Origin of the sequence: Micrococcus sp. CH7, assembly GCF_001595485.1 — a bacterium.
In the GTDB taxonomy this organism is placed as follows: domain Bacteria; phylum Actinomycetota; class Actinomycetes; order Actinomycetales; family Micrococcaceae; genus Micrococcus; species Micrococcus luteus.
This window is the reverse complement of the sequence record NZ_LOSQ01000035.1, coordinates 1-13,140: the sequence shown is the minus strand read 5'-3', so window position 1 is coordinate 13,140 and position 13,140 is coordinate 1. Positions and strand designations below refer to the sequence as shown.

The window sequence follows — 13,140 nt, the reverse complement described above, 5'->3', positions numbered from 1 at the left end:
TGTAGGAACTTCCATCCTGCCGGGCGGGGCCCGCTCGTCTCATCTCAGCCCGTACCCCGTGGCAAGAACCTCATGACCCACAACACCTAGACTGGCGGCCATGACCGACCTCAGCACTCTGCCCCTGCGCGAGAACCTCCGCGGCCTGAGCCCCTACGGCGCCCCCCAGCTGGACGTGCCGTACATGCTCAACACCAACGAGAACACGCACCCGGTGCCGGAGGAGGTCGCCGCCGCCATCGCCGAGCGGGTCGCGGCCGTCGCCGGGGGGCTGAACCGCTACCCGGACCGCGAGTTCACGGGGTTGCGCCGCGCGCTCGCCGGCTACCTCGGCCACGGCCTCACGGCGGATCACGTGTGGGCCGGCAACGGCTCCAACGAGATCCTGCAGCAGATCCTCCAGGCCTTCGGCGGCCCCGGGCGGACACTGCTGAGCTTCCTGCCCTCGTACTCGATGTACCCGCTGCTGGCCGGCGGCACGGACACCGTGTTCGTGGACGGCGGCCGCGCCGAAGACCACAGCCTCAGCGCCGAGCACGCGGCGGCCATGGTGCGGGAGCACCGTCCGCACGTCGTCTTCCTGGCCTCCCCCAACAACCCGACGGGCACCGCCCTGGACCTGGCGACCATCGAGGCCGTGTACGCCGCGCAGGCGGAGAACGAGGCTGCCGGCGGGCCCGGCGCGATGGTCGTCGTGGACGAGGCCTACGCGGAGTTCGCCCTCGCCGGCACCCGCTCCGCCCTCACGCTCCTGCCCGGCCGTGAGCGGCTGATCGTCACGCGCACCATGTCCAAGGCGTTCGCCCTGGCCGGCGCGCGCCTGGGCTACCTGGCCGCGGACCCCGCCGTCGCCGACGCCCTGCGCCTGGTGCGCCTGCCGTACCACCTCTCCGCGGTCACGCAGGCCACGGCGGAGGCCGCCCTCGATCACGTGGACGCGCTGCTGCGCACCGTGGAGGACATCAAGGCCCAGCGCGACCGCATCGTCTCCACCCTGCGCGGCCTGGGACTGAGGCCCTCGGTGTCCGACTCGAACTTCGTCTTCTTCGGTCACCTCGAGGACGCGTCCGACGTGTGGCGCCGCCTGCTCGACCGCGGCGTCCTCGTGCGGGACGTCGGCATCCCGCACCACCTGCGCGTCACCGCCGGCACCGAGGCGGAGACGACGGCGTTCCTCACCGCTCTCGCGGAGGTCCTCGGCGAGACCGGGGACCGGTCCTGAGGCGTCACCGGAGTCTCGGCGTCCGCCCGGCTCCCTAGGATAGGGACAGCGCGCGCGGCGCCCCGGCCCGCCGGCACCGGCCGCGCGCACCCGCATCCCCCCGCACCCGTCCCGGACCGGTGCGGACCCAGCCCGAGGAGGACCCGTGGCAGCCGAGTTGATCTCCGGACGCCGTGCGCGCATGACGCGCACCACGAGCGAGTCGGACGTGTACGTCGAGATGGATCTGGACGGCACCGGCCGCGCTGAAATCTCCACCACCGTGCCGTTCTACGACCACATGCTCACCGCGCTGTCCCGGCACTCCCAGATCGACCTGACGGTCCGTGCCACCGGGGACACGCACATCGACGTGCACCACACGGTCGAGGACGTCGCCATCACCCTGGGCGAGGTGCTCAAGACCGCGCTCGGGGACAAGTCCGGCATCCGCCGCTTCGGCGAGGCGTCCGTGCCGCTGGACGAGGCGCTGGCGCGCGCCGTCGTCGACGTCTCCGGCCGGCCGTACCTCGTGCACGAGGGCGAGCCCGAGGGCCAGCAGTACCACCTCATCGGCGGGCACTTCACCGGTTCCATGACCCGCCATGTGTTCGAGTCGATCACGTACCACGCGGCGATCTGCCTCCACATGGACGTCGTGCGAGGCCGGGATCCGCACCACATCGTCGAGGCGCAGTTCAAGGCCTTCGCCCGCGCCCTGCGCGCCGCCGTCGAGGACGACCCCCGCATGACCGGCGTGCCCTCCACCAAGGGCGCCCTCTGATGGCCCGCCCCACCACCGTCCCCGGCGTGCGGCCGCGCGTCGCCGTCCTGGACTACGGCTCGGGCAACGTGCACTCGGCGCTGCGTGCCGTGGAGCGGGCCGGCGCGGAGGTCGAGCTCACGCGCGATCCGCAGGCCGTGCAGGAGGCCGACGGGCTGCTCGTGCCCGGCGTCGGGGCGTACGCGTCCGTGATGCGGGCACTGACCGAGGTCGGCGGCACCCGCTGGATCGGCCGCCGCGTGGCCGGGGGCCGACCCGTCCTCGGCATCTGCGTGGGCCACCAGATCCTCTTCGACGCCGGCGTCGAGCACGGCGAGCGCACCGCAGGCATGGGGGAGTGGCCGGGTGTCGTCGCCGAGCTGCCCGCCGAGGTCCTGCCCCACATGGGCTGGAACACCGTCCGGCCGCCCGAGGGCAGCGCCCTCTTCGCGGGCATCGAGGACGAGCGGTTCTACTTCGTCCACTCCTACGGCGTGCTCGAATGGGAGTTCGACCAGACGATCTCCGCCATGCGTCCGCCCCAGGTCTCCTGGGCGCACCACGGCGCGGACTTCATCGCCGCCGTGGAGAACGGCCCCCTGTCGGCCACGCAGTTCCACCCCGAGAAGTCCGGGGACGCCGGGCTGCAGCTGCTGCGCAACTGGCTGGAGACCCTCTGATGCCCTACTGGTCCGTCCTCTACCTCGCCCTCGGCGGGCTGCTGCTCGGCGCCGCCTGGTCCATGCGCACGCAGAAGGCGCCGCTGTGGGCCATCGTGATCGTCCTCGTGCTGGCCGGCATGGCCATCGCCGCCTCCTTCCTGACCGTCGGCGCCTGACCGCGCCGGCCGCCCCACCCGAGAGGAACCCCATGACCCCGAACGCCCCCGCCCTCGAGCTGCTGCCCGCCGTCGACGTCCAGGACGGCCAGGCCGTCCGCCTCGTCCAGGGCGAGGCCGGCAGCGCCACCTCGTACGGCGACCCGGTCACCGCCGCCCTGGACTGGCAGCGCGCCGGCGCGGAGTGGATCCACCTCGTGGACCTGGACGCGGCCTTCGGTCGCGGTGACAACCGCGAGGTCATGCGCCGTGTGGTGGAGGAGATCGGCGTGAAGATCGAGCTGTCCGGCGGCATCCGCGACGACGCCTCGCTCGAGAACGCCCTCGAGATGGGTGCGGCGCGCGTGAACCTGGGCACCGCCGCCCTCGAGGACCCGGACTGGACCGCGCGCGTCATCGAGCGCTTCGGCGACCGGGTGGCCGTGGGCCTCGACGTGCGCGGCACCACGCTCGCCGCCCGCGGCTGGACCAAGGAGGGCGGCGACCTCTGGGAGGTGCTCGCCCGCCTCGAGGATGCCGGCTGCGCCCGCTACGTGGTCACCGACGTCACGAAGGACGGCACGCTCAAGGGGCCGAACACGGAGCTGCTCGCCCAGGTCTGCGCGAAGACCGCGAAGCCGGTCGTCGCCTCGGGCGGCATCTCCTCCCTCGAGGACGTTGCCGCGCTCGCGGCCATGACCGGCCAGGGCGTCGAGGGCGCGATCATGGGCAAGGCGCTGTACGCCGGCCGCTTCAGCCTGGAGCAGGCGCTGGCCGTCGCCGGCGGCGCCACGGTGGAGCAGGCGCGCTCCGAGCAGCCCGGCCCGGTCGCCCCGTGACGGGCTCGCACGACGACGGCGGCCTGGGCCGCGACGACGGGCTCGGTCCGATCGACGAGACGGTCGCGGTGCCGCATCCGGCGGCCCGGGAGCTGCCGGGGCACATCCGGGCCGCACTCGACCGCATGCGGGAGAAGACCGCGGGCGAGAACACCGCGGACACCGCGGGCGTCCCGTGGCAGGGCCGTGACCTCTCCGGCCCCGGCGTGGACGGCTCCGCGAACCCGTTGCACGTGTTCGACGAGGACGACGGCACCAGCCCGGCCGAGTGGACCGCCGTCATGGCGGCCCTGACGGACGGCTCCGCCGGTGAGCGGGAGGTGACGGAGGTGCTCGCGCGCATCCGCGTGTTCGCCGCCGTCGTGCCCACCCTTGCCGTGGACGAGGACGACGTCCACGACCACGCCGACCACACCGGTCACGAGCACGACGTCGCGGCGCACGGGGACAAGGCCGCGGACGTGGCCCTCGTGACCATGCGCGCGCCGGACGGCCGGCAGGCGCTGCCGGTGTTCACGAACGTGCCCGCGCTGACGGCGTGGAACCCGGTCGCCCGACCCGTGGCCGTGTGGCTGCCGCGTGCCTGCCTGTCCGCCGTGGACGAGGGCTGTGAGCTCGTCGTCATCGACGCCGGCGCCGAGCACACGTACGTGGTGCGACGCCCGGCCGTGTGGTCGCTCGCCCAGCAGAGGGAGTGGACCCCCGCCTATCGGGACCAGGAGATCGCGGACGAGATCGCCGAGGTCGCCGACCTGGTCCCGAACCTGCTCAACCTGGGCCTCGCACCCGGGTCGGGGGTGGCCACACACACGGGTTCCGGCGCGGTGATGAACGGAGGCGGGGCCGGGCCCGAGCTGCAGATCGTCGCGATGCCCACCCGGGACGCCGACGCGGCCGGGGTGCGCCTGATGACGGCCACGCTCAAGACCCTCCTGGCAGACCTGCCGCTGCTGGCCGAGCGGGCCGACTCCGTGGAGATCACGGTCCGCCGACCCTGATCGGTCGCCCGGCCTGTCCGGTACCGTTAAGGGGGAGGGGAGGGCCCGTGGTGGCCCCACCCCGTCCTGGAGGCCGTGCGCCGCGCGCCGGCCCCATGCCTCCCATCCTCCGAGGAGTACCCATGAGAACCAGAACCTTGACCGGCGTCGCCACCGCGGCGCTGGGCGCGGTGGTGGTGGCCGGCGCCGGCCCCGCCCTCGCGCAGACCACGCTCACCCAGGGCTCGGCGATCACCGCGCCGGCCGGGGCGTGCAGTCTGACCATCGTCGACGACGCCACCGCCTACACCGCGGCCCACTGTGGTGCGGGCCAATGGCAGATCGGCTCGACCGTCCGCGACGTCGACGGCACCGCGATCGGCACCGTCTCGGCACTGCCCGGCGATTCGGGCGTGGACGCGGTCCGCGTGGCCCTGGCCGACGACGTCGACGTCGTGGGCGACTGGTCCACGCGGCCGGCCTCGTCCATCGGTGTGGGCGAGACCGTCTACACCCACGGCTCGTCCGTGCCGCTGGGCGCGCCGAACACCGTGTCCCACACGCAGACCTTCGAGGCCGCCACGGTCTGCGACGACGCGTACGCGGATCAGGTTGCCCTCGACACCGCCTCGACCTACGCCGGCGACTCGGGCGGGGCCGTCTATGACGCCCAGCAGCGGGTGGTCGGGGTCATCTCGGGCATCGCCCCGGTGACCTTCGACGCCGAGGGCAACGTGGTGGGCTGCGACGCCCAGGCGATGTCCTCGATCATGGTCCCGGTCGAGTCCCTCGACGCGCTGGACGCCTCCGCGGCGCCCGCCGCCGAGACCGCCGCGGCCGCGGAGACCGCCGCGGCCGCGGAGACCGCTCCGGCCGCCGAGACCGCCCCGGCGATCGCCGACGTCGCGGGCCCCGTGGCCGACGAGGACCTGCCCACCGGCGGCGAGCCCGCCGTGGACGAGTCCGAGCTGACGGAGTTCACGCCGGCCGAGGAGGAGGCCATCGCGGCCGAGCTCAAGGCCCGCGCCGAGGCCGCCGCGGAGGAGGAGGCCGCCGAGGCGGCCCCCGCTGCTGAGACCCCGGCCGCCGAGGCCGCCGCGCCGGGCGTGACCGACGTCGTGGCCGCGCCCGCCGAGGGTGTCGCCTACGGCACCCAGGTGGTCGCGCAGACCGAACAGGGCGGCTTCGCCTCCGTCACCGTCACGGCCTATGACGCGGACGGCACCGTCCTGGGCCAGGACGGCCTGGACCTCACCGGCGAGTACCGCGCCTGGCTGCCCGTGCCGGCCGAGGTGCCCGCGGGCGGCTCCGTGGTGGTGACCGTGGTCGACGCGGCCGGCGCCGCCACGGACGCCACCGTGACCCTGGGCGGTCAGCTGGTCGGCTGATCGATTCCGCCCCCAACGGCACGACGAGGCCCGGTGATCCCGCACGGATCACCGGGCCTCGTGACGTCCCGGGGCGGCCCCGGCCAGGTGGGGACGCGGTCAGCACAGCCCCTCGAGTCGCCGCCCCAGGCGGGAGAAGATCCGGGTGAGGGACTCCGCCTCGCCCGGCGCCAGGTCGCCGAGGAAGAGCTCGTCCACCTGCCGGGCGTGCTCGATCGCAGCGCGTCGGAAGGCGGACCGGCCCTCGTCGGTGAGGACGGCCTCGAAGCCCCGCCGGTCACAGGCCACCGGGCGGCGGTCGATCAGGCCGCGGGCCACGAGCGTCTTCACCTGGTAGGTGATGCGGGACGGCGAGAAGACCATCCGGGACGCCAGCTCTCCCAGCCGGAGCCGGCCCTCGGGGGACTCGTAGAGGAGCAGCAGCAGGTTGTAGTCGGCCAGCGACATGCCGCAGTCCTGTTTCAGGCGGCGCTCCAGGACCTCCGTGAGCATCTGGGTGGCCTCGAAGTACGCGCGCCAGGCGCGCTTGGGCGGGTCCACCGGGCGGTGCGCCTCCGAGGCGGAGCCGAACCAGCCGCCGTCGGGCTCCGCCGGCGCCGCGTCCTGCGTGGCGGGCTCAGGGGCCGGGGTTGAGGAGCTGCTCAAAGGGGGTCACCTCCAGGTCGAGGTCCGCGGGCGCGGCGGCGCGTGCCCGCGGGGGGCGGTTCAGGGTGATCTCGGCCAGGTCGCGTCCGGCGGCCCGGATGCGGGACTGCAGCGGGTCGGTCCGCATCGAGGCCTGCACGCCGGCCGCCTCGCCCCAGTCGTCCGAGGCCGCGAAGACCGCGGTCGGCACGATGCGGGCCTTGAGGTAGGCGAACAGCGGCCGCATGGCGGTGTCGATCATGAGCGAGTGGCGGGCGGTGCCGCCGGTGGCGCCGAGGAGCACGGGCACCCCGACGACGGACGTGGGCTCCGCGAGGTCCCAGAAGGACTTGAACAGGCCCGAGTAGGAGGCCTTGTACGTGGGCGAGACCGCGATGACGGCGTCGGCCTGGGCGACCTCGTCCAGGGCGGCGCGCAGGGCCGGGGAGATCGCGAAGGTCACCAGGGCCTGCGCGATGTCCGTGGCGAGCTCCCGCAGCGTGATCAGGTGGATCTGCGGGACCACGCCGTGCTCGGAGAGCGCGGCCGAGGCGGACTCGGCCATGCGTTCGGCGAGCATGCGGGTCTGGGACGGGTCCCCGGATCCGCCGGAGACCACGGCGAGGTGCCGGGCCTGCGGCGTGAACGGGGCGGAGGCATCGGGGGCGCCGGGGGTGGTCACTGCGCGGCACCGCCCTTCGCGGCATCGGCGGTGGCGCGCTGCTCGGCGGCCGCCGCGCGGTCGAGCTGGGCCTGCGATCCCTCCTTGCCGCCGGGCACGGGAGCCTCGCCGCGGCGGGCGCGTGCCACGAGGAACTCGTGGGTCGGGGCCGCCGGGACGTCGTCCGGCTTCAGAGCGTCGAACTCCTTGCGCAGCACGGGCAGGACCTCCTCGCCGAAGAGGTCGATCTGCCGCAGGACGGTGTCCGTGGGCAGGCCGGCGTGGTCGATGAGGAACATCTGACGCTGGTAGTCGCCCACCCAGTCGCGGAACGTGAGCGTGCGCTCGATGACCTGCTGCGGCGAGCCGACCGTCAGGGGCGTCATCCTCGAGAAGTCCTCGAGGGACGGGCCGTGGCCGTAGACCGGCGCGTTGTCGAAGTAGGGGCGGAACTCCGCCACGGCGTCCTGCGAGTTCTTCGCCATGTAGGCCTGGCCGCCCAGGGCCACGTACGCCTGATGGGCCTTGCCGTGGCCGTAGTACTCGTAGCGCTGGCGGTACAGGCGCACCATCTGGATGACGTGCTCCTTGTTCCAGAAGATGTTGTTGTGGAAGTAGCCGTCGCCGTAGTAGGCGGCCTGCTCGGCGATCTCGGGGGAGCGGATGGAGCCGTGCCACACGAAGGGGGCGACGCCGTCCAGGGGCTGCGGGGTGAGGGTGAAGTCCTGCAGCGGGGTGCGGTGGTTGCCGCTCCAGTCCACGGTCTCCTCATGCCACAGGCGGTAGAGGAGGTTGTAGTTCTCCACGGCGAGTTGGATGCCCTGGCGGATGTCCTTGCCGAACCACGGGTACACGGGGCCGGTGTTGCCGCGGCCCATCGTCAGGTCCACGCGACCGTCGGCGAGGTGCTGCAGGTACGCGTAGTCCTCGGCCAGACGCACCGGGTCCATGGTGGTGATCAGGGTCGTCGCCGTGGAGAGCTGGAGGGTCTCGGTCTGCGCGGCCAGGTAGGCCAGCAGCGTGGGCGGGTTGCCCGGGGCCACGAAGGGCGGGTTGTGGTGCTGGCCGGTCGCGAACACCTCGAAGCCCGCCTGCTCGGCGTGGCGGGCGATCTTGACGGTGTCCTTGATCCGCTGATGCTCGGTGGGGGCGGTCCCGTTCGTCGGATCGGCGGTGATGTCGCCGATCGTGAAGACGCCGAACTGCATGGTGTGCTCCTCAGTGTGCCCGGGGGCGGGTCTCACGGTGCCGGCCGCGCCGTCGCCGTGTTCTTCAAAAATGAACTATACCGCACAACGAGCCGCCCCGTCCTGAATATTCCGCAGGGCCCGACACGGCAGACTGGTCCCATGAGCCCCGCCTTCGACGCCGGTCGCCTCGCCCACACGGACGTCCTCATCCTGCAGCAGGTGACGAGCTTCCTGTCCAACGACATCCAGGTGACGGACCCGGACGGGCGCACCGTCGTCTCGGTGGTCACTACGGGCGGGGGCCTGGGCCGAATGCTGATGGGGAACCGCAGCTTCGACGTGGTCGACGGTGACGACGGCCGCGTGCTCTTCCGCCTCGCCGACCCGGCCACGTTCGGCCGCGACCGCTTCGCGATCCTGGACGCTGACGGGCTGCCCCTGGCCCACCTCGTCCGCCAGTTCGCGTTCCTGCGGACGTCCGTGAACGTCGAGGTCGTGGACGGCACGTGCTTCGCGGTGACCGGCGACCTGTGGGACCACGACTACGCCATGACCGTGGGCCAGCAGCCGATCGCCCGCGTGACCGCGCGGTTCGGAGGCGTCATGAACGCCCTGGCCGGGCGCTCGCGGTACGAGATGCGCCTGGACCCCGGCATGCCGCCCGTGGTGCGCTGCGCCGTGCTCGGCACGGCCATCGCCCTCGACCTGATCCGGGCCAAGGACCGGCGCAGCAACGGCTGAGTCCGCCGAGCGCGCGGCCGTCTCGACGGCGCCTCCGGGGCGTGCCTTGACCCCTCCCGTAGGATTCGACGGTGGACTTCGGAGCGTACGGACGGCTGTTGCAGGACCCTCGGATCCGCCATCTGCTGGCGGTGGGGTTCATCGCCCGCTTCCCGCACACCGCGGCCGGGGTGATCCTCACCCTCCACGTGGCTCTCACGCTGGGCCTGGGCTACGGCCAGGCCGGCCTGGCCGGGGCGGCGATGACGCTGGGCATCGCGGTGGGCTCGCCGTGGCGGGGCCGCGTGGTGGACGCGAAGGGGCTGCGCCGTGCACTGTTGCCTTCCGTGATCGCGGAGGCGGTGATCTGGCCGATCGTCCCGTGGCTGCCGTTCTGGCCGATGCTCCTGGCCGTGTTCCTGGGCGGCGTGTTCTCACTGCCGATCTTCTCCGTCGTCCGGCAGGGACTCGGCGTGCTCACCCACGGCAAGGACCGGCAGACGGCGTTTGCCCTGGACTCCATCGTCACGGAGACGATCTTCATGATGGGCCCGGCGCTGGGCGCCGTCGTCGCGGCCACGTGGTCGAGTGCCCTCGGCCTGACGATCGTCGGCCTCTCCAGCGCGCTGGGCGGCATCCTGCTGATGTGGTTCAACCCGCCCACGCGGTCGAGTCAACTGGCCGTCGTCGGACCGGCGACCGAGGACCCGTACACCGAGGAGGAGGACCGCCAGGAGGCGATCGCCCAGGCGGTGACCGCCGCGCCCATGCACGTGGAGATGGCCGCCCCCAGCCTGGCCACCGGTGCGCTGCCGGCCATCACGGAGGCCATCCCCCTGGTCACCGGGTCGCTGCCCGTCATCGCCGCGGACGGCTCCGGGCCGACGACGGCGCCGCGTCGGGCCCGGGCCGAGCGGCTGCGGCAGTGGCGGCGGAGCCACTTCTCCTGGGTCGGGTCGGAGGTGCTCGGCGTACTCGTGGTGTCGATGGCGGCCGGGATCGTCATGGTCGGCACCGAGGTCTCGATGGTGGCCGAGCTGGAGTCGCAGGGCGCCGCGGCGTCGGTGGGTCTGGTCTACGCGTTCTGGTGCGGCGCCTCCGCCGTGGGCGGGCTGTTCTATGGGGCCTGGGGCCGTCAGGTGCACCCGTACCTGCTGATGGCGCTGTTCGCCGTGGCGACCGTGCCGCTCGCGCTCGTGGACGGGGTGTGGGCGCTCGCGCTGGCCTCGATCCCCTCGGGTCTGTTGACGGCGCCGACCCTGGCCTCGGCCTCGTCCCGGCTCTCGCACCTCGTGGTGGAGGAGCGGCGTGGCGAGGCGATGGGCTTCTACGGCTCGGCCATGACCGCGGGCGCCGCGATGGGCGCCCCGCTGGCCGGCGTGTTCATCGACGGCGTCGCCCCGTCCGCGGGCTACGTGTTCGCGGCGGCTGCGGGCTTCGTGCTCGTGCTGCTGGCCGCCCTGGCGACGGTGGCGCGCGGGCGGCGCTCCGCCTGAGCCGGGCCTGCTTCGCGGCTCAGGCCAGGAGCTCGTGGATGCGGCGGACCAGCACGGCGGTGAGGTCCGCGTCGAAGTCGGCGGTGGAGGAGTCCATGAACAGGTGCCGGTCCGTGTCGTATTCGAAGAGGTCGGCGGGGCGGTCCGGGTGCTCGGCGGTAGCCGCGTAGGAGCGGGCGGTCTCGAGGTCGCCCTCGAGGGCCCAGGGGTCGCGGGTGCCGAGATGGATCTGCAGGGCGGTGTGGGGCTGCCAGAGCGGGGCGTAGGCGTCGAGGGCCAGGGCGCCGGCCATGGCGATGCACGCGCGGAAGCCGGGGACCACCTGGGCGGCACGCCAGGCGGGCATCACGCCCATGCTGATGCCCGCGACGACGGAGGCCTCCTGGTGCTCGGCACACGCCCGCATGCCGCGCCGGCCGATCTCCTCGAAGCTGATCTGTTGGGCGTGGGAGACACCCTCGTCCACGGTGGCGAAGGTGCGGCCGTCGTAGAGGTCAGGGGTGTGGACGGTGTGACCGCCGCCGGCGATCTGTTCGGCGAGCGCGCGCACGCCGTCTGTGAGACCGAGGGCGTGGTGGAAGAGGACGATCTGCGCCATGGGTCAGAGCGTAGACCGCGGTGAGCGGCTGCCCCAGAGTGCGGGTGGGTGATCGGGGGCGAAGAAGTGAGGTGGCTCCGTCTTCAGCCGCGGGCGAGTTGGCGCTCATTGCGTGGAGGGCAAGCGCAGTGCTTCCCTGACCGGTGCCCTGGGTTCTCTTCGCTGTGACCCCAGGACAGCACCGTCTCAGTCTTGACGTCGCGCGGGCGGAGACTGCGCGGGCGAGCGGCGAGGAATCTTCTGCATGAGTGCCGAGCCACTCGTGCGATCGGTCACGGGGCCGCTCGAGGTACGAGCGGGCAGCGGCCTCCTCGCCCCATCCGTCCTGCGACCTCCAGGACGTCATCGCCGGACGATGCCGCGGCCGCTTCGGACGTACGGCGACGAAGGGGCGCCATGTCTGGCTGCTCCCGGTGCGCTCGCCCGTGACGTCCACGCGGCATCGCCGTCAGTGCGGTCACGCCGGTGCGGGAGACGCGAGCTGGCAGGGCATCCCGGGCTCGGGGACGGCGGGACTGATGTGCACGGCCCGCCCTGGAAGGGGCTCGACCTCGGCCAGCCGGGGCCAGACGAGCCGGTGCTCGGCGTTCGTTCCGGCCGGCACGAAGAAGCGGTGGGGCAGGTGCAGCAGCAGCCGGCCCGTCGCCAGTTCACGGCCGCCGAACACCGCCAACCGCAGCCCGGCGGCGGCCGGACGGCCGAGCCAGTCGTGCACGTCCTCCTCGACCGTGCGGTAGGTGTCCCCGACGCGCAGGCCGGACCACGCGTTCCAGCCCGTGATCACGGCCGTGCCGCCGGCGGCCGCGAGCTCGTGCAGGCGGGCCAGGACGACCTCCCCGGCCCCTTCGGCGTCCGGGGTCAGCACCGGCAGCCCGGACCGCGCGGCCGACGCGGCCTCTCCGGTGCCGTCCAGGACTGCCACCGGCCCGCCGCTGCGCATCGCCACCTCGACGACGGCGGCCAGCGTCTCCGCGCGACCTCCCGCGGACTCGACGATCCACGCGGTGCGTCCCTCCGCGCCGGTCGGCCACCGCCACGGACGGTGCCGGCCGTGGGCCGCGTCGTCGAGCAGGGCCAGGGCCGTGGCCTCGGCCCGGCGACTGCGGTCCGGCACCCAGCGCTCCGGCAGGGCGGGGGTGACCACGGGCGGAGGTGTCGGCCAGTCACCCGCTGCGTACTTCTCCACCAGGACCGAGACGACGGCCTCCCAGGGGGCGACGGCAGGGGCGGCCTCGCCCAGCCGCCGCCACACGGGCGTGCCGCCGTCGACCGTCCACTGGGATGCGCGGAACGAGACCGGCGGACGCCCCGCCGTCGAGAGGATCGCGGAGCCGGGGCGGCGCGGGTCGAGCCGGGCGGCGGCGGCCGTGCCCACCAGGTCCCACGACTCCTGCTCCGTCGCTGTGCGCAGGGCGATCGTGCTGCCCAGGTTCGAGCGCAGGTCCGAGCCCACCGCACCCGTAGCCCGCTGCGTGGCCAGGATGAGGTGGAAGCCGAGGGAACGGCCCGTGGCGGCCGGCAATGCGTTTGGCGAGCGATAGTAGCGAAGAGCGGTAGGTGGCGCGCCACGACCCCTCGCTATCCGCCGGACGCCGACGCAGAGATCTTGCAGGGGGCGTGGGGACAAGCCTAGTTGTTGTGGGTCATGAGGTTCTTGACATCCGTACCGGGCTGAGATGAGACGAGTGGGCCTCTCCCGCAGGATGGAAGTTCCTCAACAACCCACCTGCCAGAAGAGACCCACTCATGACTCACGCTAACGCACCCCTGACTCCCACCGGCCGTCTCAGGATGGTCCACCGCCACCTGCACGACGGGATCCCGCAGGCGCACGTGGCCGCCGAGTTCCGGGTGAGCCGGCCCACG

At 73.2% G+C, this 13,140-nt stretch carries 14 protein-coding genes and 1 pseudogene; 10 read left to right on the top strand and 5 right to left on the bottom strand.

Annotated elements, in window-relative coordinates:
• Nucleotides 1–100: 100 nt before the first annotated feature.
• The 7 genes from AUV08_RS09180 (at nt 101) to AUV08_RS09155 (ending at nt 5,985) form a co-directional block, all read left to right on the top strand.
• Entirely contained in the window at nt 101–1,222 is a 1,122-nt protein-coding gene (locus AUV08_RS09180) for a histidinol-phosphate transaminase (RefSeq protein WP_036383342.1), read from the top strand.
• Between the two features lie 181 nt (nt 1,223–1,403).
• A complete protein-coding gene (gene hisB / locus AUV08_RS09175; protein ID WP_152743305.1) occupies nt 1,404–1,985 on the top strand; it encodes an imidazoleglycerol-phosphate dehydratase HisB in 582 nt (193 codons plus the stop codon).
• Nucleotides 1,985–2,644, top strand: a complete 660-nt coding sequence (gene hisH / locus AUV08_RS09170) for an imidazole glycerol phosphate synthase subunit HisH (RefSeq protein WP_036383340.1) — start codon at nt 1,985–1,987, stop codon at nt 2,642–2,644. The genes hisB and hisH overlap by 1 nt, the downstream gene beginning before the upstream one ends.
• The gene (locus AUV08_RS12085) at nt 2,644–2,802 is read left to right on the top strand and encodes a hypothetical protein (RefSeq protein WP_004167696.1); all 159 of its coding nucleotides are present in this window, start codon (nt 2,644–2,646) and stop codon (nt 2,800–2,802) included. The genes hisH and AUV08_RS12085 overlap by 1 nt, the downstream gene beginning before the upstream one ends.
• A gap of 32 nt (nt 2,803–2,834) precedes the next feature.
• Entirely contained in the window at nt 2,835–3,620 is a 786-nt protein-coding gene (gene priA, locus AUV08_RS09165; protein WP_020628149.1) for a bifunctional 1-(5-phosphoribosyl)-5-((5-phosphoribosylamino)methylideneamino)imidazole-4-carboxamide isomerase/phosphoribosylanthranilate isomerase PriA, read from the top strand.
• Nucleotides 3,617–4,618 carry an SseB family protein gene (locus tag AUV08_RS09160; RefSeq protein ID WP_036383338.1) on the top strand — a complete coding sequence of 334 codons (1,002 nt, stop codon included), beginning with the start codon at nt 3,617–3,619 and terminating at the stop codon, nt 4,616–4,618. The genes priA and AUV08_RS09160 overlap by 4 nt, the downstream gene beginning before the upstream one ends.
• Before the next feature lie 122 nt (nt 4,619–4,740).
• On the top strand, nt 4,741–5,985 hold the full coding sequence (locus AUV08_RS09155; protein WP_228062783.1) for a trypsin-like serine protease: 1,245 nt from the start codon (nt 4,741–4,743) through the stop codon (nt 5,983–5,985).
• Between the two features lie 99 nt (nt 5,986–6,084).
• Here the strand turns inward: AUV08_RS09155 and AUV08_RS09150 are convergent, their stop codons facing one another.
• Genes AUV08_RS09150 through AUV08_RS09140 form a run of 3 tightly spaced genes read right to left on the bottom strand, consistent with a single transcriptional unit; the run spans nt 6,085 to nt 8,478 of the window.
• On the bottom strand, nt 6,085–6,630 hold the full coding sequence (locus AUV08_RS09150) for a MarR family winged helix-turn-helix transcriptional regulator (protein ID WP_227717910.1): 546 nt from the start codon (nt 6,628–6,630) through the stop codon (nt 6,085–6,087).
• Nucleotides 6,602–7,291, bottom strand: a complete 690-nt coding sequence (locus tag AUV08_RS09145; RefSeq protein ID WP_061867916.1) for an FMN reductase — start codon at nt 7,289–7,291, stop codon at nt 6,602–6,604. Before AUV08_RS09145 ends, AUV08_RS09150 begins: the two co-directional genes overlap by 29 nt.
• Complete coding sequence (locus AUV08_RS09140; protein ID WP_036313995.1) at nt 7,288–8,478, bottom strand: LLM class flavin-dependent oxidoreductase; 1,191 nt, start codon at nt 8,476–8,478, stop codon at nt 7,288–7,290. The genes AUV08_RS09145 and AUV08_RS09140 overlap by 4 nt, the downstream gene beginning before the upstream one ends.
• Before the next feature lie 141 nt (nt 8,479–8,619).
• Between AUV08_RS09140 and AUV08_RS09135 the strand changes: the two genes are divergently transcribed.
• Together AUV08_RS09135 and AUV08_RS09130 are read left to right on the top strand one after the other, a co-directional pair.
• Entirely contained in the window at nt 8,620–9,201 is a 582-nt protein-coding gene (locus AUV08_RS09135) for an LURP-one-related/scramblase family protein (protein WP_036313994.1), read from the top strand.
• Nucleotides 9,202–9,272: 71 nt separating this feature from the next.
• On the top strand, nt 9,273–10,676 hold the full coding sequence (locus AUV08_RS09130) for an MFS transporter (RefSeq protein WP_061867915.1): 1,404 nt from the start codon (nt 9,273–9,275) through the stop codon (nt 10,674–10,676).
• Nucleotides 10,677–10,695: 19 nt separating this feature from the next.
• Here the strand turns inward: AUV08_RS09130 and AUV08_RS09125 are convergent, their stop codons facing one another.
• Together AUV08_RS09125 and AUV08_RS09120 are read right to left on the bottom strand one after the other, a co-directional pair.
• Entirely contained in the window at nt 10,696–11,274 is a 579-nt protein-coding gene (locus tag AUV08_RS09125; RefSeq protein ID WP_061867914.1) for a dienelactone hydrolase family protein, read from the bottom strand.
• Nucleotides 11,275–11,731: 457 nt separating this feature from the next.
• Nucleotides 11,732–12,796, bottom strand: a complete 1,065-nt coding sequence (locus tag AUV08_RS09120) for a hypothetical protein (protein ID WP_231862137.1) — start codon at nt 12,794–12,796, stop codon at nt 11,732–11,734.
• Between the two features lie 224 nt (nt 12,797–13,020).
• Between AUV08_RS09120 and AUV08_RS11995 the strand changes: the two are divergent.
• A pseudogene (locus AUV08_RS11995) lies at nt 13,021–13,140 on the top strand (IS481 family transposase); the annotation flags it as partial.

Excerpts from the sequence above, each read along its gene's own strand:
- AUV08_RS09135 (WP_036313994.1), top strand. The coding sequence starts at position 8,620 with ATGAGCCCCGCCTTCGACGCCGGTCGCCTCGCCCACACGGACGTCCTC.
- AUV08_RS09140 (WP_036313995.1), bottom strand. The coding sequence starts at position 8,478 with ATGCAGTTCGGCGTCTTCACGATCGGCGACATCACCGCCGATCCGACG.
- AUV08_RS09180 (WP_036383342.1), top strand. The coding sequence starts at position 101 with ATGACCGACCTCAGCACTCTGCCCCTGCGCGAGAACCTCCGCGGCCTG.
- AUV08_RS09125 (WP_061867914.1), bottom strand. The coding sequence starts at position 11,274 with ATGGCGCAGATCGTCCTCTTCCACCACGCCCTCGGTCTCACAGACGGC.
- hisH (WP_036383340.1), top strand. The coding sequence starts at position 1,985 with ATGGCCCGCCCCACCACCGTCCCCGGCGTGCGGCCGCGCGTCGCCGTC.
- hisB (WP_152743305.1), top strand. The coding sequence starts at position 1,404 with ATGACGCGCACCACGAGCGAGTCGGACGTGTACGTCGAGATGGATCTG.
- priA (WP_020628149.1), top strand. The coding sequence starts at position 2,835 with ATGACCCCGAACGCCCCCGCCCTCGAGCTGCTGCCCGCCGTCGACGTC.
- AUV08_RS09155 (WP_228062783.1), top strand. The coding sequence starts at position 4,741 with ATGAGAACCAGAACCTTGACCGGCGTCGCCACCGCGGCGCTGGGCGCG.
- AUV08_RS12085 (WP_004167696.1), top strand. The coding sequence starts at position 2,644 with ATGCCCTACTGGTCCGTCCTCTACCTCGCCCTCGGCGGGCTGCTGCTC.